The sequence below is a fragment of the uncultured Spongiibacter sp. genome, from assembly GCF_964011655.1.
Lineage (GTDB): Bacteria > Pseudomonadota > Gammaproteobacteria > Pseudomonadales > Spongiibacteraceae > Spongiibacter > Spongiibacter marinus.
The window spans coordinates 66808-91264 of the sequence record NZ_CAXGPO010000009.1 but is presented as its reverse complement, the minus strand read 5'-3'; the positions used below and the strand labels follow the sequence as shown (position 1 = coordinate 91264).

The window sequence follows — 24457 nt, the reverse complement described above, 5'->3', positions numbered from 1 at the left end:
GTTTTGGTGGATAACAATGCTCAATAAATACCCCCTGTGGAAGAACCTGCTTATCGTGGCGGTTCTGGGGATTGGTTTGCTGTATGCCTCGCCGAATTTGTACCGGCCAGACCCTGCGGTACAGATCTCTGGTGAAAGCAGCGGTACGCAAATTTCTGCCCGGGAAATCGATAAAATCACGGCGGCGTTGACGGCGGCCGATATCGACCATTTTGGCGCTGAAGCCGATACCACTGGCAAAAGTGGTTTGGTGCGGCTCCGCCATGCTGACGACCAGCTCCACGCGCAGAAATTAATTCAGCGCGCCTTGGGTGATGGCTATGTGGTCGCCCTCAATATGGCCTCAAACACGCCTGACTGGCTGAGCGGACTCGGGGCCGGTGCAATGAAGCTGGGGCTTGACCTCAGTGGTGGTGTGCATTTTTTGCTTGAAGTCGACACCGACGCGGCCATTGCTACCCGCCTGGAGCATTACAGCACCGGCATTAAAAAGAAGCTGCGTGAAGAGCGTATTCGCGGCTTTGTGCGTTTGGGTGAGCAGGGCATTATTCGCGGTAAATTCAGCAGTGAAGAGAATCGCGACAAAGCCTTAAGTGTGATTCGCAAGGAATATACCGAGCTTACCGCCCAGCGCGTTTCAGCCCCGGAAGGGGAGGAGGCGTTTTATCTCGAGGCGCTGCTTTCTGAAACCAAACGCAAAGAGATTGAAGACTACGCCGTGGGTCAAAACCTGACCACGCTGCGCAACCGCGTCAATGAATTGGGTGTATCAGAGCCCTTGGTTCAGCGTCAGGGGCGCAACCGCATTGTTGTGGAATTACCCGGCATTCAGGATACCGCAGAGGCCAAGCGAATTTTGGGTAAAACGGCGAACCTGGAGTTCCGGCTTGAGGCGCGCTACGACGCCGAGCCCTCTGATCGGGAACAATTTAATTTCCGCAACCCCGGTCGCGGTGAGCCCAACGCCTGGTTGGAGCGCGAAGTGGTGATCACCGGTGAGCGTGTTGCCAACGCTCAAGCCAGCTTCGATGAAAACGGCATGCCTCAGGTAAGCATTACCCTGGACAGCGAGGGCGGCGCATTGATGCACCGTGTTACCCGCCACAATATCAACCGCCGTTTGGGTGTGCTGTTTATTGAGCGCAAGAGCCGCACGCGTTATGAAACCAATGCCGCTGGGGAAGAGCAGGTTGTTCGTGTTCCCTACGACGAGAAAAAAATCATTTCTCTGGCAACCATTCGCGATGCCCTGGGCGTCCAGTTCCGTATTACTGGCCTCGATGCGCCCGGTGAGGCTACTGAACTGGCGCTGTTGCTCCGCGCAGGTGCCCTGGCCGCGCCGATCGATTTTGTTGAAGAGCGGACGGTAGGTCCATCACTCGGGGCAGAGAATATCTCTAAAGGCCTGTTGTCGGTGCAGATCGGTCTCGCTGCGGTAGCGCTATTCATGCTGGTTTACTACCGCGTGTTCGGCATTATCGCCGTGGTGGCGCTGGCTTTTAACATTGTATTGCTTGTCGGCGCCATGTCGCTGCTGGGCGCAACGCTAACCCTGCCGGGTATTGCGGGTATCGTCCTTACCGTGGGTATGGCGGTGGATGCCAATGTGTTGATCTTCTCGCGAATACGGGAGGAAATTGCCGAAGGGGCATCGCCGCAACACGCCATTAATGCGGGCTACGGCCGAGCCTTTGTCACAATCATGGACGCCAATATTACCACCCTGCTGGTGGCGGTGATCCTCTATGCGGTGGGCACTGGCCCAGTGCGCGGCTTTGCCGTAACCCTGTCACTGGGCATTGTGACGTCGATGTTCACAGCGATCATGGGAACGCGTGCAATTGTGAATCTGATCTACGGCCGCCGCCGTGTCAGCAAACTGGCAATATAAGGAAGGGCCCATGTCAGAGGAAAAGAAATTTATCCGTTTTATGAGTGCCCGCAAAGTGGCGGCGGCATTCTCGTTGGCGGCCGTGCTTGCCTCCATATTGTTGATCGCCGTGAAGGGCCTGAACTTCGGTTTGGACTTCACCGGCGGCACATTGATCGAAGTGATCTACGAAGAATCGGTGCCCCTGCAAGAGGTGCGCAATACGCTGGAAACCAATGGCTTTGAGAGTGCCATCGTTGTCAATTTTGGCTCCGATACCGATGTTCTCGTGCGACTGCCCCAGGGCTTGAGCCCCACGCTGGGCGAGCAAGTGTTGTCGGCGCTGCGCGCGGACAGCCCTTACGACGTAGAGCTTCGCCGTATTGAGTTTGTTGGCCCACAGGTCGGTGAGGAGCTGCGTGAACAAGGTGGCCTGGCAGTATTGCTGGCGCTGATTGTGGTGCTGATTTACGTGGCAATGCGCTTCCAGATGAAGTTTGCCTTTGGCGCTGTATTGGCATTGGCGCACGATGTGGTCATCACCTTGGGCGTGTTTTCGCTGGTCGGTTGGGATTTCGACTTAACGGTCTTGGCGGCCGTACTGGCGGTTATCGGTTATTCCTTGAATGACTCCATTGTTGTTGCCGACCGGATTCGCGAGAATCTGCGTGGTATGCGCGGATACTCCCCGGTGGATATCGTCAATATCTCGCTTACCGATACGCTTGGCCGTACGTTGGTGACCTCGGGTACCACCTTGATGGTGCTGGTGGCTCTGGCGCTGGTGGGTGGTGAAATGATCCATAGCTTTGCACTGGCATTGCTGGTCGGTGTGGGTGTGGGTACCTATTCGTCGGTATTTATTGTTGCGAGCTTGTTGGTGGCAATGAAGATCAGTCCAGAGGATTTGATGGTGCCGGAGAAAGAGGGCGCCGAGCTGGACGAATTGCCGTAGCAATATCGCGGTATTTACGGCAAAAAAAAGGGCGCATGTAGCGCCCTTTTTGGTTTTTACAAATGGCTAGTAGCGACTAGCGAATGTGCTCAAGCGGCGGTTTCACTGCCTGCAGCAAGCCTTTTAAGCACTTCGGATTGGCGGCCACGATGTTGCCGCTCTCCAGATAGTTGCCACCGCCTTGGAAGTCGCTAATCAGACCACCGGCCTCGCGAACCAACAGCACGCCAGCAGCAATATCCCACTTGCTCAGGCCGATTTCCCAGAAGCCATCCAGGCGACCTGCCGCAACATAGGCCAGGTCGAGAGCAGCTGAACCCGCGCGGCGGATTCCCGCGGTTTCGCGCGCGACGGCTTCCAGGCTCTTCATGTAAGCAGCGATATGCTGTTCACTGCGCGACTTAAATGGAATGCCGGTACCGATCAGGGTGCCTTCCAGGCTGGCGGCCATTGTCACGCGGACTCGACGACCATTTAACTGGGCGCCGCGGCCACGGCTGGCGGTAAATTCTTCGCGGCGGATCGGGTCCAGGACAACGGCGTGCTCAATCTGCCCTTGATGAAGGCAGGCGATCGAGATGCAGTAGTGCGGGATGCCGCGCACGAAGTTCGTGGTGCCATCGATGGGGTCGATAATCCACAAGTAATCGCTGTCGGGGTTACCGGTTTCGCCGCTCTCTTCACCGAGAAAGCGATGCTCGGGGTAGGCTTTTTGGAGGTGGTAGATGATTTCCTGTTCGGCCTTGCGGTCGATTTCGGTAACAAAATCATTCTCGCCCTTTGATTCAATTTTCAGGCGGTCAATCTGCTCGGCGGCGCGGGCGACCAGATCACCGGCCTTGCGCGCGGCGCGCAGGGCGATATTCAACATGGGTTGCATAGAACTAAGACCTTGAATGTGCAAGCAATTAGCCGGGCAGTATAACAGAGCATACGCCTGGCTCAGAGGCCTAATTTCATTGTCTAGGTCGATCCATGCTGTTAAACTGAGCGCCCATCATATAGGGGCCTTTAAAGCATCGCTTTTTTGAGTCCTGCACCCTTACTAGCTCGATATATAGGCATCACATGGCGCGTTTCATCTTCGTCACTGGCGGCGTTGTTTCTTCTCTTGGCAAAGGTATTGCCTCTGCATCGCTCGGGGCGATTCTCGAAGCGCGTGGGCTGAAAGTAACCCTGCTGAAATTGGACCCCTACATCAACGTGGATCCAGGCACCATGAGCCCGTTTCAACACGGCGAGGTGTTCGTAACTGAAGATGGCGCAGAGACCGACCTGGATCTTGGCCACTACGAGCGTTTTGTTCGTGCAAAAATGAACAAGCGTAATAATTTCACCACCGGCCGCGTTTACGAAACCGTATTGCGCAAGGAGCGCCGCGGCGACTACCTGGGTGGCACGGTGCAGGTGATCCCCCATGTTACCGACGAGATCAAGCGCCGCGTCATTGCGGGTGCTGGTGATGCAGATGTCGCCATTGTCGAAATAGGCGGCACCGTTGGTGATATTGAAGGCCTGCCGTTCTTCGAAGCAGCTCGTCAGCTGAAAATAGAGCTCGGGGCCAAGCGCGCGATGCTGATGCACCTGACGCTGGTGCCTTATATCGCGACAGCCGGTGAGACCAAAACCAAGCCAACTCAGCACTCGGTGAAGGAATTGCGCTCTATTGGTCTGCAGCCAGACGTATTGCTTTGTCGCTCAGATCACGAAATCGACCTCAGCAGCCGTCACAAGATTGCACTGTTTACCAATGTGGAGTCGCGCGCGGTTATTCCTTTGCGCGATGTGGATTCCATCTACCGTATTCCCTCGCTGCTGTCTGCGGAAGGCCTGGACGACTTAGTGGTTGAGCGCTTTGGCCTCGATTGCCCTCAGGCCGACCTGTCGGAGTGGGATAGCGTTATCGACGGTGACTTGCATCAGGATCAGAGCCTGACCATTGCGATGGTGGGCAAGTATATGGAGCTGCTCGACGCGTATAAGTCGCTGAACGAGGCTCTGAAGCACGCCGGTATTCACACGCGCACCAAGGTCAATGTGCGCTATATCGACTCCGAAACCATCGAGACCGAAGGTGTTGATGCGCTGAAGGATGTCGACGGTATTCTTGTACCGGGTGGATTTGGTAATCGCGGCGTCGAAGGTAAAATTCGCACTGTGCAGTACGCCCGCGAAAATAACATTCCCTACTTGGGCATCTGCCTGGGTATGCAAGTTGCCGTTATTGAATTCGCGCGCAATGTCCTGGGTATCAGCGATGCCAACAGCAGTGAATTCGTTGAAGATGGCGCCAATCCGGTTGTTGGTCTGATCACTGAATGGGTGACCTCTGAAGGTGAAACGGAGCAGCGTGACGCTGAATCCGACCTGGGGGGAACCATGCGCTTGGGTGCTCAGATGTGCCACCTCAGCGACGGCTCGTTGGCGAAGGAGATATACGGCGCCGCGCAAATTACCGAGCGTCATCGCCACCGCTATGAGGTGAATAATAATTACGTTCAGGCTCTGCAGGATAATGGCCTGCGCATTGGTGGCTGGTCGGCCGATAAGAGCTTGGTCGAAGTGGTTGAAGTGGCGGACCACCCCTGGTTTGTCGCCTGCCAGTTCCACCCGGAATTTACCTCGACACCGCGCGACGGTCACCCGTTGTTCACCGGTTTCGTGCGTGCTGCCCTGAAGCACCAGCAGGCGTAATGATCGCGCCCGCGCCCCTAACTAAAAACATGGTGGTGCGGGATGCGCGCCGCCTTGCAAGCGGAGTTCCCTATGCAGGATAAACATCTCAACGTTGCTGGCTTGGATGTGGGCAATGATCTGCCCTTCGTGCTTTTCGGTGGTATGAATGTACTGGAGTCGCGAGACTTGGCAATGCGCGTGGCGGAGGCCTACGTGGAGGTGTGCGCCGAGCTGGGTATTCCTTATGTTTTCAAGGCGTCTTTCGATAAAGCCAATCGATCTTCCATTCATTCTTACCGCGGCCCCGGTATGGATGAAGGCTTAAAAATCTTTGAAGAGATCAAGCGCAGCTTTAATGTGCCGGTGATCACCGACATTCACGAAATTCATCAGGCCGCGCCGGTGGCTAAGGTTTGCGATGTTATTCAGCTGCCAGCCTTTCTCGCCCGGCAAACGGATTTAGTTGCGGCGATGGCGGCAACCGATGCGGTGATTAATATCAAAAAGCCGCAGTTCCTGAGCCCCGCGCAAATGAAGAATATCGTCGAGAAATTTGCGGAGTGTGGCAACGAAAAAGTCATGCTGTGCGAGCGCGGCAGTAATTTTGGTTATGACAACCTGGTTGTCGATATGCTGGGTTTTCGCACCATGCGTGAAGTCAGTGGCGGCGCGCCGTTAATTTTTGACGTTACCCACGCCCTGCAGTGTCGCGACCCGATGGGCGCGGCCTCCGGTGGCCGCCGTCACCAGGTTGCGGAGCTGGGTCGGGCGGGGATGAGCCAGGGGCTGGCTGGGCTGTTTCTGGAGGCGCACCCGAATCCGGATCAAGCGTTATGCGACGGCCCCAGCGCGCTGCCGCTGTCTGCACTGAAACCGTTTTTACAGCAAATGAAAGCTGTCGATGATCTTGTGAAGTCATTGCCGGCGCTGGACATTCGCTAAACCCTATTCATTTTTTAAAACAATAACGACGCTCGGCGTCGCGATACGACTTATAGGAAGGAGATCACCCCATGGCAGAAATCGTCGACATTAAGGCATACGAGGTACTGGATTCTCGCGGTAACCCCACCGTGGAGGCAGACGTTGTGTTGGCCTCTGGGGCGGTAGGTAGTGCCTGTGCTCCCTCTGGTGCATCGACGGGATCACGTGAAGCCCTCGAACTGCGTGACGGCGATAAGTCGCGCTACCTGGGTAAGGGCGTGACCAAAGCCGTCGCCAATATCAATACCGATATTCGCGATCTGTTGATGGGGATGGATGCCGAAGATCAGCGTGCGATCGACAAAGCGATGATCGACGCCGACGGTACCGAGAACAAAGCGAAGTTTGGCGCCAACGCGATTTTGGCAGTCTCTCTGGCGGCTGCAAAGGCGGTTGCGGCAGAGAAAGGTATTCCGCTTTACCAACGCATTGCACAAATTAACGGTACGGAAGGCCAGTACACCATGCCGGTGCCGATGATGAACATTTTGAATGGCGGCGAGCACGCGGATAACAACGTCGATATTCAGGAATTCATGATTCAGCCCGTTGCGGCGCCGACGTTTGCGGAAGCGCTGCGCATTGGCGCTGAAATCTTCCATGCATTGAAAAAGGTGCTTGCCGGCCGTGGTCTTAGCACCGCTGTGGGTGATGAAGGCGGTTTTGCTCCCAACTTGCCCTCGAACGAAGCGGCTCTGGAAGTGATTGCAGAGGCGGTTTCTAACGCAGGTTACACCCTTGGCGAAGACGTGACTCTGGCGCTGGATTGCGCGGCCTCTGAATTTTACAAAGACGGTAAGTACAAGCTCAGCGGCGAAGGTAAAGAGTTTGATGCCGCCGGCTTTGCCGCCTATCTGGACGGCTTGTCTCAGCGCTACCCCATTATTTCTATCGAAGACGGTATGGATGAGAGCGATTGGGACGGCTGGGCTGCATTGACTGAGCTGACCGGTGAGCGTGTGCAACTGGTGGGCGACGACCTGTTTGTGACCAATACCAGCATCTTGAAGCGCGGTATCGATAACAACATCGCCAACTCAATTTTGATTAAATTCAACCAAATCGGCTCGCTGAGCGAGACACTGGATGCAATCAAAATGGCAAAAGATGCCGGTTACACGGCTGTGATTTCTCACCGCAGCGGTGAGACAGAAGACACCACGATCGCCGATTTGGCGGTTGCAACCTCTGCTGGCCAGATCAAAACCGGATCACTGTGCCGCTCTGACCGCGTTGCTAAGTACAACCGCTTGCTTCGTATTGAAGCAGAACTCGGCGCAGCCTATCGCGGTCGCGATGAGTTCCGCGCCTGATCGCACTGTGTACGTGTGCTCAGAGGCAAGCGTGGTCTCTGAGCACCGACAAAGGATAAGCAATGACCCGCCGCCGATTGCTGCTACTGCTACTGGTATTACTGCTTGCGCTGCAATTGCGCCTGTGGAATGGCAGCGGCAGTTGGGAGCAGATTGTTAGTCTGCGGCGGGAAATTGGCGATCAACAGCAACACAATTCCGCGCTTCGGCAGCGCAATGATCGGCTGCTGGGCGAGGTACATAGCCTCAAGAATAACCTCGATAGTATCGAGGAGAGAGCCCGGAATGATATGGGGCTGATTCGCGAGGACGAAACGTTTTATCTCATCATAGAAGACTCACCGTGACACAGCGTTTGTGGGCCATTATTCCAGCGGCCGGCCGAGGCAGCCGTTTTGCCAGTGAGCGTCCCAAGCAGTACATGCCTCTCGCTGGCCGCACGGTTATCGAACACAGTGCATCAGCCCTGCTGGCTGAACCTCAAATATCAGCCGTGTTGTTTGCTCTCCACCCCAGTGACGAGCAGTTTTCGTCTCTACCCTTAAGCCATCACTCCCGGGTTCGGGCCGTCGTTGGCGGCAGTGAACGTGCTGACTCTGTGGAGATGGCACTGCTGACGCTGCGCGGTGAGGCCAGTGATGCAGATTGGGTGTTGGTGCACGATGCCGCGCGGCCCTGCCTGACGTCGGCCGATTTGTCGGCGCTGATTCAGGCTACGCTTTCTCAGCAGCGCGGTGGCCTGTTGGCGGCGCCGATTGTCGATACCGTAAAACGAGCGGGCCAAGCCAATGAGGTTGAAGAAACCCTGGACCGCAGCGGTTTGTGGCGCGCGCTAACGCCGCAGGTATTTCGCTATGGAGAGCTGGTGTCCTCGCTGCGCTACTGCCGAGAGCACCGCTTGACGGTAACCGACGAAGCGTCTGCGATTGAACACTGTGGCGGCAGCGTACAGCTGGTGGCAGGCAGTGCCGCGAATATCAAAGTGACCTATCCCGAGGATTTAGCATTGGCGGAGTTCTATTTGCAGGCGCAGTCGCGCGAGGGAGTGCGGTGATGAGTAGTGTGCGTATTGGTCACGGCTACGATGTTCATCGCTTTGGCAGCGGGGATCACATTGTTTTGTGCGGTATTCGGCTCGATCACCACCATGGGCTGGAGGCGCATTCCGACGGTGATGTTGCCATTCACGCGCTCTGCGATGCGTTGCTCGGTGCCTTGGCACTGGGCGATATTGGTCAGCATTTTCCCGACACCGATGCGGCATACAAGGGCGCCGATAGTGCTGAGCTGTTAACGCATTGCTACGCGCTGATAAAGCAGAAAGGCTATGCACTGGGAAATGCCGATATTACCATCGCCGCTCAGGCGCCAAAGCTCGCCCCGCATATCCCTATGATGCGTCAGCGCCTTGCGAGCGTCCTGAATGTGGCGCTGGCTGATATTAGCGTGAAGGCAACCACGACTGAAAAACTTGGCTTCGTGGGCCGGGAAGAGGGCATTGCCGTTGACGCTGTTGTATTGCTTGAGCGTGATACCAATGCTGCCTGACTGGCCGACCTATCTCGGCGCTCCTCAGGCGCGCGGACGCCTGCGCAGCGTGCCCGAGGATTTTGAAGTTGAAGAACAGTTTGATGTTGAATTTAGCCTCGATGGTGAATTCGATTGGCTGTGGGTGGAGAAGCGTGGCAATAACACCGAGTATGTTGCCCGCCGTATCGCTGACCTAGCCGGTGTTTCCCTCAAAGCCGTTACCTATAGTGGATTGAAGGATCGACATGCCTTAACTCGGCAATGGTTCTGCGTTCATCTGCCGGGTAAGCAGGGGCGAGACTGGGACGATATTGCTGAGCTATCGGGCGACAGTTTTTGGAAGGTACAGCGCTGGGGGCGGCACCGGCAGAAACTGCGCCCTGGCAGTCACCGTGCCAATCGCTTTGTGATTCGCCTGCGCGAGGTGGTTGGTGACCGCGATGACATCGATCGCCGTCTGAAGATACTGTGCGCCGGCTACCCCAACTATTTCGGTGAACAGCGCTTTGGCCACGAGGGTGCGAATATCGAGCAGTGCCGCGCTTGGTTTGAGGGAGAGAGTAAACCTCAGCGATTTCAGCGAAGTATTTACCTGTCCTCGGCGCGCTCTTACCTGTTTAATGAGGTTTTGGCATTACGATTGCAGGCAGGAACGTGGCTATTACCCTTAGAAGGTGAGCTATATAGCTTGCGCGACAGCGGCAGTGTTTTTGCGGCTGAGCCTGATGAGGGGATCGCAAAACGTATCGCCGAGGGGGATATACACCCCAGTGGCCCGCTGTTTGGCAAGGTGGCGCGCCACAGCGTTACCGCTGAGGTGGACGCCTTGGAGCAATCGGTGTTCTCCGCCCATAAAACGCTGTGCGACGGTTTACTGCGCCACGGTATGAAAATGGAACGGCGCAGTCTGCGGGTTGTTCCAAAGGAATTATGCTGGCAGTGGTTAAGTGATGATCAGCTGCAGTTGCAGTTTTCACTGCCCAGTGGCTGTTTCGCTACAGCGCTTGTGAGAGAATTTATTAACGCCTGAAGGCCATAAAACAGAGAAGAGCAAAGGTGAGCAGTATTAACTTGCAAGGTATTGGGATGACGTCCCAGCGTACCCGGGATCGACTGATTGAGCGTTTGCGAGCGCAGGGTATTAGCAATCAAAAAGTCCTGGATACCATTCGCGCCACGCCGCGGCATATTTTCCTGGATGAAGCGCTGGCTCACCGCGCCTATGAGGACAGTTCGCTGCCGATAGGCTTCCAGCAAACCCTGTCTCAGCCCTATATTGTCGCCCGTATGACAGAGCTGTTGTTGGCCAATGGCCCGCGTGAGCGCGTGCTGGAAGTGGGCACAGGATCGGGCTATCAAACAGCCATCCTGGCGCAACACGTCGGGCGCGTGTTCAGTGTTGAGCGTATCCGTCCCTTGCAGGAGAAAGCGCGCAAGCGCCTTCGCCATTTGGGCCTGCACAATGTGCATTTGCGCCATGCAGACGGCGGTATGGGCTGGCCTGAGCGTGGGCCCTTCGATGCGATACTCTCGGCGGCGGCGCCAGAGGTGGTGCCAGCTGAGTTATTAGAACAACTCGCGGTGGGCGGCAGGCTGGTTATTCCCGTCGGTGAACAGGGCAAACCGCAGAGTCTATATGTTTACGACCGCCGCGAAGACGGCATTGAAGAGCAATGCATTGAACCGGTGTTATTTGTGCCCTTGGTGGGTGGTGTTGTCGCCTAAACGTGTTGCCAAATTCAATTAAGGAAGATGTATGAAGGGCTTTAGCGCCGGCGTGATGCTGCGCGGGGCGGCAATGGGTGCTGCTGATATTGTACCGGGAGTCTCGGGGGGAACGGTTGCCTTCATCACCGGTATTTACGACCAGCTCATTGAAAGTTTGAAAGCCTGCAACCTGCAGGCACTCAAGTTACTGTTCACGCGTGGTCCGTCGGCGGCATGGCAGTACGTTAACGGCGGTTTTCTGCTGAGTTTATTACTGGGAATCGCCATCAGTGTGTTGTCGCTGGCACGGGCGATATCCTGGGCTCTGGCTACTCACCCGCTGTTGCTGGCAGCCTTCTTTTTTGGGTTGATTCTCGCGTCGGCATTGTTTGTCTACCAGCAGATTCCCGGCCGGGGTCAGCCTGTTGGCTTTGTTGTACTGGGCTTGGTTTTCGCGCTGGTCATCTCCGCGCTGCGCCCGGCTGAGGTGCCGGTGAATATGCTGACCGTTTATGGCGCGGGTGCGGTGGCGATATGCGCGATGATCTTGCCGGGAATTTCAGGCAGTTTTATCCTGCTGTTGCTGGGGATGTATGAGCCCATTATCAATGCCATTAAGTCGATGGACCTTGGCATGATCGCGGTGTTCATGTTGGGTTGCGCCACGGGCCTGATGTTGTTTGTGCGCCTGCTTAGCTACCTGATGCACACCCATCGGCGCTCGTTGCTGGCTACGCTGACGGGGATTCTGCTGGGATCATTGGCGGTGATCTGGCCGTGGAAGCTTTCCTCAGCTGGGCGGTTATTAACCGATGAGCACAGCGTCGATTGGCATAATGTCTTGCCCATGCAGTACGCTGAACAGGCGGACCCTCAGTGGTTGATGTGTGCGCTGCTGATGGCCGTGGGTTTCGCGACTGTCCTTTTGCTCGAACGCGTAGCCAGTAGAAATTGAGACTTTTTTAAGATTATTTTTACATAAGCCGAGGCGTTTAAATCACTGATAATAATCAAAACCCGCTTGACCCTGCTGCGGATAAAAAGAATCTTTTGTTCGCTTTAGGGTCAATGAGTCGTTGCCAATGACAAATTGCCACTGGAAAGCTCGCTATGAAGGTTCCGCGTCAGTGAAGAGGGTAGGATACACGCTGCTTGTGGCTGTGCTGTTGCTGGCGCTTGGCGCATGCAGTGCTCCCCATCGTGCTGCGCCGGTAGTTGACCGATACAACCCCTCAGAAAAACCGCCGCCCTATTATATTGTCAGCCGTGGTGACACCCTTTTTTCAATCGCATGGCGTTACGGCTTCGACGTTAAACGGTTAGCGAACGCTAACAACATTCGAGCGCCGTACACCATCTTCCCCGGCCAGGCGATCATGTTGAAAGAGCGTTATGCTGCGCCGTCCGCGCCGAAAAAAATCGCGGGGAAATCCGTTTCTTCACCCTCAGTAAAAACCCCTACGCCAACCATAAAGCCTCAAAAAAAGACCATTGCGAAAAAGCCGTCGCCGCCGCGTAGCGCCGCGAAGGAGTCATGGCGCTGGCCGGTAAAGGGGCCGCTTACGCGAGGGTTTGTTGCGACCGGGCAGGCCCACAAGGGTATTGATATCAAAGGTAAAATGGGTGAGCCTGTAAGGGCATCGAGGAGTGGTGTTGTCGTTTATGCAGGCAGTGGCCTGGTCGGTTACGGCAACCTGCTTATATTGAAACACTCAGAGCGCTACTTAAGTGCCTACGGTCACAATCGGCGCTTGCTGGTAAAAGAGGGAGAGAGCGTTAACGCTGGGCAAACGATCGCTGAACTTGGCGATAGCGGTACGAACTCGGCGAAATTGCATTTTGAAGTTCGAATTGACGGAAAACCGGTTGATCCCTTGAAGCTGCTTCCGCGGCGTTAGAGTAGGAGGAGCAAGAGGGCGTCACCCAAGTCGAAACAATAACAATCTTGCATAAGGATTCGACGATGCGGGTATATGAATCGAACGGAAAAGCGTCGCGGCCTGTTAAGGGCGTGGCAGATACGGATATAGAAAAACAACAAGAATCCACAACTGAAAAAGGCATCAGTCGCTTAAAACGCAGTAAGCGCCACAGCGCTGAGTTAGATGTTACTCAGCTATACCTCAACGAAATCGGCTATTCGCCGTTACTCACTGCCGATGAAGAAGTCTATTACTCGCGCCTGGCTCGCAAAGGCGATGAGGCCGGTCGCAAGCGCATGATAGAGAGTAACCTGCGCTTGGTGGTGAAAATTGCCCGCCGCTATCTAAATCGAGGCCTTACTTTGCTCGACTTGGTGGAAGAGGGAAATTTGGGGCTTATTCGCGCCGTTGAGAAGTTTGACCCTGAGCGCGGCTTTCGTTTTTCTACCTATGCCACCTGGTGGATTCGCCAAACTATTGAGCGGGCGATTATGAATCAGACCCGCACGATTCGTTTGCCGATACACGTGGTAAAAGAGCTCAACAGTTATTTGCGTGCGGAGCGCGAGCTGAGCCAAAAGCTGGACCACATGCCCTCGCCTGAAGAGATGGCAAGGGAGTTGAATCGCCCTGTTGCCGAGGCCAAGCGCCTGTGTGGGCTAAAAGAGCGTGTGGCGTCGGTGGATGTGCCCCTGGCGCAGGACTCAGATCAAGTGCTGCTGGATACAATCGCTGACCACAACGCGCTAAACCCCAGTCAAATTCTGCAAAATGATGACCTCTCCGACAGCATTGACCACTGGCTCGATGAGCTGAGCGATAAGCAAAGAGAAGTGGTGGTAAGGCGATTTGGGTTGCGTGGCCACGAGGCGGCAACACTGGAAGAGGTCGGGCGTGAGATCGGCTTGACCCGCGAGCGGGTTCGGCAGATCCAGGTTGAGGCCTTAAAAAGCCTACGGGGCATGTTTGAAAGCAATGGCCTTAGCGCGAGTGCGCTGTTTGCCGACGAGCCCGACTGAGAGGGCTACTCTGACTTTGGAAAACACTCCCCAAGGCGGTAGCGCTTGAGGCCTTGAGTGTATTCCAGGCTGCGCTCCAGCATCGCTTGTGCCAGTTGTGTGCCTGAAATCGGCCGGTAGTTTTTTAAGCCCGGAAGGTGGCAGGCGGCTTCCATAAGCGGGGCGGAGAGTGATTCTGCCCAGCGGCGTTGGTCGCGAGCACCTGTCAGCAGCGACGGTTGAAATATGCTGGTGCTCGCGAAGTTAAGCGCAATGACCGCGTTCTCTAATTCTCCCTTCATTTGCATGTAGGCGCTAAGACTATCCGCATTCGCGCCCATGGCTGACACAAGAAAATAGTGTGGCACGCCCTGTTGGGCGGCTATTTGAGCGGCGCGAAGCTGATAATCCACGTCGACGCGACGCTGAGCGGCCAGTGAGCCCGCCTGCTTGCGCGTTGTCCCTAGGCAGGAAAAGAGACAGTCGCCCTGAAACGCCTCTGCGTAGTTTTCCAATTGCTCAAAATCAGCGTGACAATGCGTTAATTTGGGATGGTCGAGGTGGGGAGCCCGGCGACTGATGCAGCGCACGTTAGAGAATGCTGGGCTGTGAACCAAGAGTTCCAGCAACGCACTGCCAACCAGGCCTGTGCCACCGAGTACCACTGCGGTTTTATTCATTGATATGTCCCCGTTGATGGCTGGTTCCATTTACGCGCTTACAAAAAAGGCGGCCTGAAGGCCGCCTTTTTCTTTACTGCCTGGCACGATGCCTTAGGGCAGCAAGTGCTTAACGCCGTCGCGCTCTTCAGCCAACTCTTGCTCAGTCGCCTGCATTTTCGCACGGCTGAAATCGTTGACGTCAACGCCTTGAACGATCTCCCAGTCACCGCCTTTGCAGCGGCAGGGGAAGGAGTAGATCAGGCCTTCTTGAATGCCGTAGCTACCGTCGCTGTATACGCCCATAGATACCCAGTCGTCACCTTCAGTACCCAGTGCCCAGCTGCGCATGTGGTCGATAGCCGCATTGGCTGCTGACGCTGCAGAAGACGCACCGCGTGCCTTGATGATGGCTGCGCCACGCTGCTGAACCGTTGGGATGAAGTCGTTCTCCAGCCATTCTTGATCAACCAGGTCAGAGGCCGTTTCACCCGCAACTTTTGCGTTGAACAGATCCGGGTACTGAGTGGCAGAGTGGTTGCCCCAGATGGTCATGTTCGTTACGTCGTTAACGGTTTTGCCGGTTTTCTGAGCAATCTGCGTCATCGCGCGGTTGTGGTCCAGGCGAGTCATTGCAGTGAAGTTGCGCGGGTTGATAGAAGGCGCATTGCGCTGCGTGATCAGAGCGTTGGTGTTGGCAGGGTTGCCGACTACCAGTACTTTGATATCTTTGCTGGCGTTTTCGTCGATCGCTTTACCCTGAACAGAGAAGATCGCGGCATTTGCTTCCAGCAGGTCCTTGCGCTCCATGCCGGGGCCACGTGGGCGAGCGCCAACAAGCAGGGCGTAATCGCTGTCCTTGAAGCCAACATTGGGGTCGTCAGTGCAGACAACACCGCTCAGCAGTGGGAAGGCACAGTCTTCAAGCTCCATTTTTACGCCTTCCAGCGCGTCCAGAGCAGGAGTGATGTCCAGCAGTTGCAGAATGACGGGCTGATCGTCGCCCAGCATAGCGCCGGAAGCGATACGGAAAAGCAGTGCATAGCCAATCTGGCCTGCTGCACCGGTAACGGTGACACGAACGGGTTGTTTCATGGAGCGTTCCCTTTCTGGTAAGTGATCTGGTCTTAAGCCGGTTGTGAGCGGGTGCGACCGGACGTGGATTACACAATCCGGCATGCACCCGTGCCGGGGTCTGGCCGTGTAAAAATAACACCTCATGCCAGCAGATTTTGGCGCGCTAATAATAGACACCTAAGGCAAAGATTACCAGTCGCAGCGGCGTTTCCAACGCCGGAAGGGGAATTTTTCAAGCCTTTGTGGCTGATATTTAGCCAACTCTATATAATGCGCCGCTCGTCTTCGTTCACCGATACACAGGCAATAGCTATGTTTTCCGCTTCTGAAACCCCGAGTGCCGCGACGCCGGCAATGTCTAAGCTGGAATTTAACAAGTTGCAGAAGCGCCTTCGCCGCCACACCGGGCAGGCGATAGAGGATTTTCAGATGATCGAAGAGGGCGACCGGGTGATGGTTTGCCTGTCCGGTGGTAAATTATGTCCGGTAAATATCTTGTAAACATTGGCTGAGAGCTGCCAACTGTGCTGCTAGGGTTATTGCATCTGTCACGACATGCTAATCTTGTTGGTATTACCTAGTTTTTCTCTTTTCTCTTTTCTCCGTTTGTAGTTGACCCTCACTGTTGATTGATTATTTTTGACAAAATGTAAGCTTCAGCATACAGTCGTATAAAAATTATTGCCCGGTGCGATTTGTCAAGAATGCTTGATGCGACCTTGAAGCGTTACAAATGGAATAAGAAGACCTTCTTCGCCATCGTTAATGGACATTCATGCCCGTTCGAGCCGTACGTTTCGGCATATCTCAATACGCTCAGTTCATACGCAAATAGCACACAGCACCGTTACGGCAGAGATCTGCTATTCATCCTCAAGTACTTTGATCGAAAGGGCATTGATCTGACTGGCCGAATAGCCTCCGGCGACCTGATTAGCATGGCTGAGTATTCGGATTTTCATACGCAGTGTGCCTTGAGCTCTGATATCGACCTTGACTCAAAGGTGGTTCCGCTCTTGTCCCACGCTGAGAGCAAAACGTTCAGGAATATCATGGCGTCAAACAACTTTGTCGCCAGCAAGGTCTCCAGCGAGACTCAGCGTGGACGACTGAACCGGCTTCGAAGCTATATAACGTGGTTGTTTGAGCAATTCCATGATCCACTTTCCGTCGGTGAGAAGCTCGAACGCAATTTCGAGAAATTAACAATGAAGATGCTCCAAGATGAGCGTTCATTGAATGTCGTTGAGGCGCATGTGAATCGACACCCAACTAAAGATGCGATTCCGCCAGACGTCTTTTGCAAGTTAATTGAGATCATTCGACCATCGTCCCCTAACAACCCATTCACCCAACGTAACCGATTGCGGAACTACCTGGTCGTCACATTACTTCTCGACACGGGTATTCGGCGAGGCGCACTGGCAAAGTTAAAGATATCGGATCTACGCTCTGACAGCTCCGGTGCGGCGCTTTGGATTTATCCAGAGCGCGATGACGTATCGGACCCACGGTTGGAAAGACCGAACCAAAAAACCAAAGCTCACCTCGCGGCGCTGAACCCCACGGTCATGGATGCCCTTTTGTTCTACATAGAAAGTGACCGGAAACTGATATGCGGATCAGCCGAGAACGACTTTGTCTTTGTAAGTAACAGCAATGCGAAGGGCACAAAAGGACAGCCTCTTGCTGCGAAATCAATCAATGAAGTGTTCTTCACGCTTTCAAAGGTGCTTGGTTACCGCGTACACCCACATTTGATGCGGCACATGTGGAACGACCTTTTTGATGACAATAGCGATCATCAGAACTTCACATCACAACAGGTTGAAGATGCCAGAAAGTACGCAATGGGGTGGTCCGCTAACTCGGCAATGTCGGACATATACAACGATCGAAGAACCTATCAGAAAGTTCGGAAAATCATGCAGTCCCACCAAGATCGTGTGGATGGTGCGAAATGAATGCCCTGTTGCAACAGGCAATGCGGTCGCATGAGCCAAACACAATTACCGCTCAAAGCGGCCTTAAAGTTGACGTAACCGCCGATTCTTGGCAGCTGCTCGCGACGACCAGTAAAGGTTGGAAGTTTGATATGAGCTGGGTCTGGAATACGGCTATTTCGGATGAAGACAGAAGCGACATGCTAACGGTCTATTCGCACTACGCGACGTCGAAGGCTGCCGGTACGACCTCAACAATTGTATCTAATACCAAACTATACCTATCATCAGGAATCCCACCGTTGATTAAGTTGAGGTCGCTGTGGAGCGGCCTTCCGGTGTCTCATAAGAAGGGGCTTAACCAATTCTTTGGCACGCTTTGCAAACTTGGATACAAGCAATACAACGATTACCACGGATTCACGAAAGCCAACTTGGACAAGGAAAAAACACTCACATTTGATTCGAAAAGAGGTGCGCTAAGTCACCAAGAGTTTGATAGCTTTTGCGCCGCTTTGAACCTGCGCCTCCAGTCGATTGACTGGAATGCAGACCGCTCGCTCGAATTTTTCCAATCACAATCCTTCAGCCAAATTTGCCGTTCCATTAGTAATAAACTAGCGGCAATCACTGTTCGTCGCCCCATACAATTGTCGATGCTCAAATGGATAGATGTGATTCCAGTAGGCAGTGGGTTTGAAGACCAACGAATCGACCCATCCCAGGAAGTTGGAAATATTGGCATCGACCAACTCCAGATAAGGTTTTTTCATGCAAAGGCTAGCGGCAGATCGTGGAGGACGGCACCAGAGAGGTTCCCGGTTGCTCTCAACGCGCAAAGCTCAGAGCTAATCGCCAGTTACAAACGGCTCTATATGCATGGTGTCCAGCTCTGGCTGAAAAATAGCGGTTGTCCGGTCACCCATGAAGAGACGCGTGATTTTTTGCCTCATATGCCGATGTTCCCGTTAACTGGCTTGTTCAATGAAAATATTGGCTCGATTGAGAGCTTGAGGTCGCTGTTTACTCAAGAGTCTCGTGGATTTCATGTCAACGAATCTGCAATAGCGATGAGCATGAGATACGTTGCAGCTGAATCCAGCCGGACGAAGGATTGCACAGTGACGTCGAACAGAATTCGGCATACAGTGCTGACTCGGGGCGCACAGGCGGGCTACACCGCAGCGACGTTAGCAAAGATCACAGGAGTTACTGAGCCCGCGGCTCGGCATTACATTGACCTTGACTACCGATCGCGTCGGATGATCGACGAACTCTATGATGGATCGGAGTTTTTAGCTGCTGTATTCAGCGATCCACTGGAGAGAGTCTCAGGCAAAGATGCGGAGGTCCTCGATCATCAGTTCAACAGCGTCGGCGGCATAAGAGATAAGCAAAGTTGCAACTCTTGCTCGGCTGTTACCGGGCGACCGATTGGCTGCTACGGGTGCAACAACTTTCGACCAATTCTGGAAGCTGATCACGCCGGAGTGCTTGAGCTGGCTGAACAGAAGCTGGCAGCCAATAGCAAAAAGCTACTTTCGCCCGTCGAAAAGCTCAGTGTGGAGAAGCTTACAAAACAGGTCGCGTGGATCAAGCGAACGATAGACGTGTGTAATCAAGTGCTGGAGGTACGACGTGGCGTTGAATAAGTACCTTGTCCGTACTCATGCACTAATTCAAAAGTACAAGGATGAAGCGCCCTTCAAGCAGTTCCAAAACCTAGATGGCCAATTGGCAACTTTCGATAATCTTGTCTGGTTTTACATTGATCCAAACAATGGCAAGAGAACTCGGATTTTAACCGGAAGGCACGGCACAAGAGGATCTGGATCGGCAGGTTCAGCCCCTAAATACGCATTGCCAGAGCCATACGGAGACTTGTTGAAGGTTTTCGTGATTGAGGCGTTTAATGCCTCTGTTTTCGCCTCGGAGATACAGGCACGTATCGGAGCGGCGCGATACTTACTCACAAACATGCAGGGTAACCTCCATACACAAACAGGATCAACGATCATCGAATGTTTCGGGGAGACTAGGCTTGATCGGATGGTGGTATTCCTTGAGTTCTGTGAGCGACAAGGGCTGATGCCTCGTGCATCCGATCAGGTTCGTCGTAATATCAGGGATAAACGTGATCGGACGGGTCACAGTGTCGAAGCCACCCGCAGAGAGAAAATGGCCAATGAGGAGGTCATAAGAGCTGCTGGGAACATATATGCAAAAACAATCACCAGTCTCAAACAAGGAAATGCCGGACAAGGCTGTTTTCGAGATGCATTGACTACATTTATTGTTTTGCTTTGCTGCGCATCACCGAATCGAGCCGGGGCTGAAGTGCCACTTCTTGTCAATCAGAAGCTCCAAAGTTATTCAGAGGATGGTCGAGCAGATGTTTTTTATCTTGATTGGCCGGGTAGCAAAGGCTATCAAGACAATCGAACCCATATTCTTTCGGCACTTAGCGGTCATGTTGAGAAAGGGATAAACTACTTCTCAAAAGCCTGTCAGCCAGGTCGAATCGTAGCTTCCTATTACTCTCGGCCAGACCAAACACTTGGGCAGCTACTAAAAGGGTTTCCAATCGACCCGGAAAGAAAAGTGCGTATAGACCTGAATCGTAAACCTCATCTTTTCACTTTAGGTTACGCATTAGGTTTCTATGACGTTGATACAGAAGTTCATGTATTTATTCATGACGCTGAAGATCAGGGGGCACCGTACGAAAGAAGCAGACCGATAAAACTAGCCACACGCAAGAGCTGCTGGAAGTCCAAGTACATATTCGAACTGCAGATAGAGGATGAAATTTCATCAAACGCGATGAGATTGGCAAAACGACCCGGTATTGAGCGTTTGTTGGGAGTCAATTTTAGTTTTTCTCAGGCTCCGAGGTTTGACCCAAATCAGAATCGTTTAATTTCTATTGGACAGCTTGAGAAAGTAGTGCGTGATTTGCAGAGAGAGGCATTCCCCAGCTTCCCTGCAGGTTTTTCTACTGGTGATTTGAATAGCGTCAAAATGGACGTTGCACTCTTCTGTGTTTTAGGTCATCAGTTCTTTAAGAACGGCGCTAATAGAAAAAGGGGAGGCGTGCCAGGCCAGCAGGGATACTACCATATACTGACCCCGCGCTCTCTTTCAACGATGGCTAGTTGGGGGCTTGGTAAAAGTGGTGATATTTTCCTACGTCACGGTTTCAGTTCTAACTACTTTCTGAATCTACATCAACTCCGTCACTATACGAATACCATTGCCGACAAAAGCGGTATTCCCAACGAAGTCTTGACAGCTTGGTCGGGTCGCAAAAGTCGCGAGCAAACATACGAGTACATTCATACCAGCCATGCTGAGCGCAGTTCAAGAGTGGCGGGCGTTCAGAAAAAGGCGACCGAAACCACCCAACCGATTCGCTGGGTCTCAAGCAACGAAATTGCGCGGGAATTTAACTTGCCCGCAAGTGTTACTTCGACGGGTCTTTGCACTCAGAATCTGGTTGTGATTCCGTGCGAATACCTGAACGATTTTGTATCGAGTTGCTTCATGTGTCCGAATGCCTGCCATGTAGCTGGAGATGGTGACGCTATCGATACACTCGAAAAGGACTGTCAATTCCAGCACCGGCGCCTGGAGGCGGTTAAAAATGATAATCGCCTCGGTGCCTCACGTGCAATGCAGGAGTGGTTCGTTCTCCATAACTTTAATACACAAGTCCTAGCTCAGCTCGTCCAGCTAATGAAAGATATGCCAGTCGGCACTGTGATCTCTTTCAGTGAAAAAGCTCGACAGTTCAATCTCCTCGATGCTAAGTCCAAGAAACTTACACAAGTTTTGGCCAAGCTTACGGATTCCCATAAGGATTTGCAGAACGCTCTTGCAAGACAAGAAAAGGCTACAGACGAGCCTCGCTCCAATAGAGATTTGAAGGAATTAATGGCCAAATACAGCCTTGCGGAGACAGAGTAAATGGCGCTACCCAGCATCTCAGCGCAAGACCAGCGGCGTATCGAGCGACTGATTTCCAACTGGAAAGGCAAACTGACTTGGAAACTGCTTGCGAAGGCGATTGAGCTTGAACTGGAGATCAAAACAACACGCCAAACGCTTTGTACCTATAGAGGAATTTACACTGCTTATTCGAACCGAAAAAGCGACCTTCGCGGCGTTACTCCTGAGGTTGTGGCTAGCATCACTCGGTCAGATATTAATGCCCAGGAGCGCATAGCACGCCTCGAAAAGGAAGTTCGCGATTTGGAAGAAAAGAACGCCCAACAATTACGAATGATTGATCGTATTTTTGCCAACGCAACCGCTATTCCGAATCTTGACCTTCGAGATCTCGTAAAGGAAAGACCTGAAGAACTTAATGTGAGACCGAAAGTATGACAAACGCTGGAAAACGCCTTAAAAAGATATATCGTTTGGTAGGGAGAGCCGTTTCAGATTATCAAATGATAGAGGATGGCGATAAAATTATGGCGGCGATAAGTGGGGGGAAAGACTCATTTTTAATGCTAGATGCACTGCTGCACTTACAGCGAGTCGCAAAAGTAAAATTTGAGGTTGTTGCTGTAAATATGGATCAAAAACAACCAGGCTTCCCTGAGGATGTGCTTCCAAGATATTTGGAAGAAAACAATATCCCATACTTTATTCTGGAAAAAGATACCTATTCTATCGTCAAAGCGAAAGTTCCAGAGGGAAAGACAACTTGTGCGCTCTGTAGTCGCCTGAGAAGGGGCAGCCTTTACGGTTTTTCGGAAGAGATCGGGGCAACAAAAATTGCTCTGGGTCATCACATGGACGACATTGTTGAGACAATGTTTCTCAATATGTTTTTTCAGGCTAAATTATCAGCTATGCCGCCAAAATTGTTGAGCGACGACAAGCGGAATATCATTATCCGTCCTCTTGCATATTGTCGTGAAAAAGATATCGAAAAGGTTGCTAGGGATCGAGCCTATCCGATAATACCCTGCAATTTGTGTGGTTCCCAAGAAGGCTTAAAGCGCCAAGCAGCCAAAACAATGTTGGAAGAGTGGGACGCACAAGACCCGGATCGTGTGGTTAATATTTTCCGCAGTCTTCAGACGGTTAAGCCCTCTCAGCTTGCCGACACTAGTCTATTTGACTTTGCCTCGCTCCATATTGAGCGTCCTGCTCTGATACCCGTAACAAATCTTGCGGACGAGGTGAATACTGAAAGCCTCTTGAAGGAAGCCTAGAGGCGTAATGATAGTAACGTTTCGGGCAATTGCGTTGGCGGGGGAGCTATGAGGCTCCCCAGTCTAGGGAAAGGTTTACGCAAGTTCTGATATTCAATTTCTAGAGTAATACTCTAAATTGCCTCTTGTCGGCATCCGATGATTTCAGGATACGGTACTCCATCCCGCTTGCCACCGCGATTTGCTGGGCAAAGTCCTTCTTGGCCTGTACAACAGCGTCCTCGATCTGGTTGTCGGCCTTCACCTCGACGATAACGTACTTCAGGCTGCCATCTGCTTCTTCACGTTGAAAAATGAAGTCAGGGTAGTAGCTGCGCACAGTCCGTGAATCGGGGTCGATGTACTGTATGAAGAAATCGGACTGGCCGTGTGTCAGCATTCCGGTGAAGTAGAGCTTTTTGACACGCTTCTCGCGTAGCAGATCCCAGAATAGCCAGTTCTCCGAGCCGGAGTCGAAGCAGTAGGTGTCGAGGTGGAAGCTCTTGGCGCGCTCTTCATCGTTGATCTTCTCGTCGTGCATCCGAACGATCTTATCCTTCGCCGCCGACATCTCGTAGTAGCCGTTCGGGGGCAGCTTAATCAGATCGACCTCGTGCTCCTCGGTTTGCTGCGATTCGTCCAAGTCGTAGAGCTGGCGGAACAGGCGCGGTATGATTTCGTCGTAGAGAAGCTCGTTGAACTCATTGGTGATGGCCACCAGCTCGTCGGAACCCTCTTTCGTCTTGGCTAGCAGTTCCTCGATCTCCAGCGGACACCGGTTCAGATAGCGGGATACCTCGGCCACAAGCGATAGTTGTGAGAAGGTTCGCTTCTTCCGGCGCGATGTGAGATCAAAGGTGCGGCTGCCGGAAGCGAGTGCCGCGTCGACGGCGGTCAAACCATCCTGCTGAGTTTCGATCAGACGGTATTTCTCGACCAGTTCGCCCCACTTCTGCGCATCCGCTCGCTCGGGCATCAACGCTTGCCCCGTCAACAACTGCTTTTCGCGTATCTCGTATTGCTTTCGCACACGCACTAGCTTGATCTTGACCGGCGGCTCAACCACGCGCACCTCCACGCGCTCCTTGTCCTTGCCGGTTTTCTGCAGCTCGTCCGCGCTGATGCGGAAGTTCTGCTGCAGCTCGTCGTTCAGGGTGTTGAGGTTGTCCTCGGAGAGGAAGACATTACCAGTGTGCTGAGCCTGCCCGATAGCCCTTAGACAGCGCATGGTGGCTTGAAGTACGAATACCTTCGATTTAGGCGAACGAAATAGTCCAACGCCAAACAGCGAGCGGCAGTTCCAGCCTTCCCGGCCCTTGTTGACCAGCAGGATGAACTGCTTTTCCGATCCTTCGGTGTCGAGCCGGTTAAATTCGCGGATGTCATCGTTAGTGGTAATCTTGCTGTCACCCACGTTGATCAGAATACGCGAGGTCGGGATGCCGTGTTTGAGAAGCGCTCGCTCCACAGCAGGTTTCAGCTCTTCGGTCAGCTCTTCAACTGTTGCGGCGAAGAACGCCAGTTTGGGCAGCAAGCCTTCCGGGCGCAGTTCGCCAGACTCTTTCAGGAAGTTCTCGATGGCGATGTCGACAAACTCGTCAGTGCGGGTGTTGGCGTAG

23 protein-coding genes are annotated in these 24457 nt (G+C 53.3%); 19 read left to right on the top strand and 4 right to left on the bottom strand.

Translation table 11 applies throughout. The annotated features are described in order from the left end of the window. Positions 1–16 precede the first annotated feature (16 nt). Positions 17–1891, top strand: a complete 1875-nt coding sequence (gene secD, locus ABNS66_RS06685) for a protein translocase subunit SecD (RefSeq protein WP_204995804.1) — start codon at positions 17–19, stop codon at positions 1889–1891. 10 nt (positions 1892–1901) lie between these two features. Further along, a complete protein-coding gene (gene secF / locus ABNS66_RS06680; RefSeq protein ID WP_348655281.1) occupies positions 1902–2825 on the top strand; it encodes a protein translocase subunit SecF in 924 nt (307 codons plus the stop codon). Positions 2826–2901: 76 nt separating this feature from the next. Here the strand turns inward: secF and suhB are convergent, their stop codons facing one another. Beyond that, a complete protein-coding gene (suhB, locus tag ABNS66_RS06675; RefSeq protein WP_204995802.1) occupies positions 2902–3705 on the bottom strand; it encodes an inositol-1-monophosphatase in 804 nt (267 codons plus the stop codon). A 188-nt stretch (positions 3706–3893) separates the two neighbouring features. Here suhB and ABNS66_RS06670 point away from each other — a divergent pair, with 188 nt between their 5' ends. From ABNS66_RS06670 to rpoS, 11 genes are all read left to right on the top strand, one after another. Next, a complete protein-coding gene (locus ABNS66_RS06670) occupies positions 3894–5519 on the top strand; it encodes a CTP synthase (protein WP_204995801.1) in 1626 nt (541 codons plus the stop codon). Positions 5520–5591: 72 nt separating this feature from the next. Then, the gene (kdsA, locus tag ABNS66_RS06665) at positions 5592–6443 is read left to right on the top strand and encodes a 3-deoxy-8-phosphooctulonate synthase (protein ID WP_204995800.1); all 852 of its coding nucleotides are present in this window, start codon (positions 5592–5594) and stop codon (positions 6441–6443) included. Positions 6444–6514: 71 nt separating this feature from the next. Then, on the top strand, positions 6515–7798 hold the full coding sequence (gene eno, locus ABNS66_RS06660; RefSeq protein WP_204995799.1) for a phosphopyruvate hydratase: 1284 nt from the start codon (positions 6515–6517) through the stop codon (positions 7796–7798). A 62-nt stretch (positions 7799–7860) separates the two neighbouring features. Then, entirely contained in the window at positions 7861–8145 is a 285-nt protein-coding gene (ftsB, locus tag ABNS66_RS06655; RefSeq protein ID WP_348655280.1) for a cell division protein FtsB, read from the top strand. Then, positions 8142–8852, top strand: coding sequence for a 2-C-methyl-D-erythritol 4-phosphate cytidylyltransferase (ispD, locus tag ABNS66_RS06650; protein WP_348655279.1), 711 nt, complete (start codon positions 8142–8144; stop codon positions 8850–8852). The genes ftsB and ispD overlap by 4 nt, the downstream gene beginning before the upstream one ends. Continuing rightward, positions 8852–9346: a 2-C-methyl-D-erythritol 2,4-cyclodiphosphate synthase gene (gene ispF / locus ABNS66_RS06645; RefSeq protein WP_348655278.1), complete on the top strand. Its 495-nt coding sequence runs from the start codon at positions 8852–8854 to the stop codon at positions 9344–9346. The genes ispD and ispF overlap by 1 nt, the downstream gene beginning before the upstream one ends. Continuing rightward, the gene (locus ABNS66_RS06640) at positions 9336–10358 is read left to right on the top strand and encodes a tRNA pseudouridine(13) synthase TruD (protein WP_348655277.1); all 1023 of its coding nucleotides are present in this window, start codon (positions 9336–9338) and stop codon (positions 10356–10358) included. Before ispF ends, ABNS66_RS06640 begins: the two co-directional genes overlap by 11 nt. Before the next feature lie 56 nt (positions 10359–10414). After that, positions 10415–11053 carry a protein-L-isoaspartate(D-aspartate) O-methyltransferase gene (locus ABNS66_RS06635; RefSeq protein WP_348655286.1) on the top strand — a complete coding sequence of 213 codons (639 nt, stop codon included), beginning with the start codon at positions 10415–10417 and terminating at the stop codon, positions 11051–11053. A 31-nt stretch (positions 11054–11084) separates the two neighbouring features. After that, positions 11085–11990: a DUF368 domain-containing protein gene (locus ABNS66_RS06630; protein ID WP_204995796.1), complete on the top strand. Its 906-nt coding sequence runs from the start codon at positions 11085–11087 to the stop codon at positions 11988–11990. 172 nt (positions 11991–12162) lie between these two features. Beyond that, entirely contained in the window at positions 12163–12933 is a 771-nt protein-coding gene (locus ABNS66_RS06625; RefSeq protein ID WP_348655276.1) for a peptidoglycan DD-metalloendopeptidase family protein, read from the top strand. Positions 12934–12998: 65 nt separating this feature from the next. Next, positions 12999–13976: an RNA polymerase sigma factor RpoS gene (rpoS, locus tag ABNS66_RS06620; RefSeq protein ID WP_204995794.1), complete on the top strand. Its 978-nt coding sequence runs from the start codon at positions 12999–13001 to the stop codon at positions 13974–13976. A 5-nt stretch (positions 13977–13981) separates the two neighbouring features. On the opposite strand, the gene ABNS66_RS06615 is transcribed toward rpoS, so the two are convergent. Together ABNS66_RS06615 and ABNS66_RS06610 are read right to left on the bottom strand one after the other, a co-directional pair. Further along, entirely contained in the window at positions 13982–14635 is a 654-nt protein-coding gene (locus tag ABNS66_RS06615) for an NAD(P)H-binding protein (RefSeq protein ID WP_348655275.1), read from the bottom strand. Between the two features lie 93 nt (positions 14636–14728). After that, positions 14729–15709 (bottom strand): malate dehydrogenase, encoded by a 981-nt coding sequence (locus ABNS66_RS06610; protein WP_204995792.1) that lies wholly within the window; start codon positions 15707–15709, stop codon positions 14729–14731. A 294-nt stretch (positions 15710–16003) separates the two neighbouring features. On the opposite strand from ABNS66_RS06610, the gene ABNS66_RS06605 reads away from it, so the two are divergent. The 6 genes from ABNS66_RS06605 to ttcA all read left to right on the top strand — a co-directional run bounded on the left by ABNS66_RS06605 (position 16004) and on the right by ttcA (position 22859). Then, on the top strand, positions 16004–16192 hold the full coding sequence (locus ABNS66_RS06605; protein ID WP_348655287.1) for a hypothetical protein: 189 nt from the start codon (positions 16004–16006) through the stop codon (positions 16190–16192). Between the two features lie 203 nt (positions 16193–16395). Continuing rightward, entirely contained in the window at positions 16396–17655 is a 1260-nt protein-coding gene (locus ABNS66_RS06600; RefSeq protein WP_036257005.1) for a site-specific integrase, read from the top strand. Next, entirely contained in the window at positions 17652–19286 is a 1635-nt protein-coding gene (locus ABNS66_RS06595; RefSeq protein WP_051171363.1) for a hypothetical protein, read from the top strand. Before ABNS66_RS06600 ends, ABNS66_RS06595 begins: the two co-directional genes overlap by 4 nt. Next, the gene (locus tag ABNS66_RS06590; protein ID WP_036257006.1) at positions 19273–21600 is read left to right on the top strand and encodes a hypothetical protein; all 2328 of its coding nucleotides are present in this window, start codon (positions 19273–19275) and stop codon (positions 21598–21600) included. The genes ABNS66_RS06595 and ABNS66_RS06590 overlap by 14 nt, the downstream gene beginning before the upstream one ends. Further along, on the top strand, positions 21601–22020 hold the full coding sequence (locus tag ABNS66_RS06585; RefSeq protein ID WP_051171364.1) for a hypothetical protein: 420 nt from the start codon (positions 21601–21603) through the stop codon (positions 22018–22020). It abuts the gene before it with no gap. Then, positions 22017–22859: a tRNA 2-thiocytidine(32) synthetase TtcA gene (ttcA, locus tag ABNS66_RS06580; protein WP_027875038.1), complete on the top strand. Its 843-nt coding sequence runs from the start codon at positions 22017–22019 to the stop codon at positions 22857–22859. The genes ABNS66_RS06585 and ttcA overlap by 4 nt, the downstream gene beginning before the upstream one ends. 100 nt (positions 22860–22959) lie before the next feature. Here the strand turns inward: ttcA and ABNS66_RS06575 are convergent, their stop codons facing one another. Then, positions 22960–24372: a TnsA endonuclease N-terminal domain-containing protein gene (locus tag ABNS66_RS06575; protein ID WP_205618954.1), complete on the bottom strand. Its 1413-nt coding sequence runs from the start codon at positions 24370–24372 to the stop codon at positions 22960–22962. Between the last annotated feature and the right edge of the window lie 85 nt (positions 24373–24457).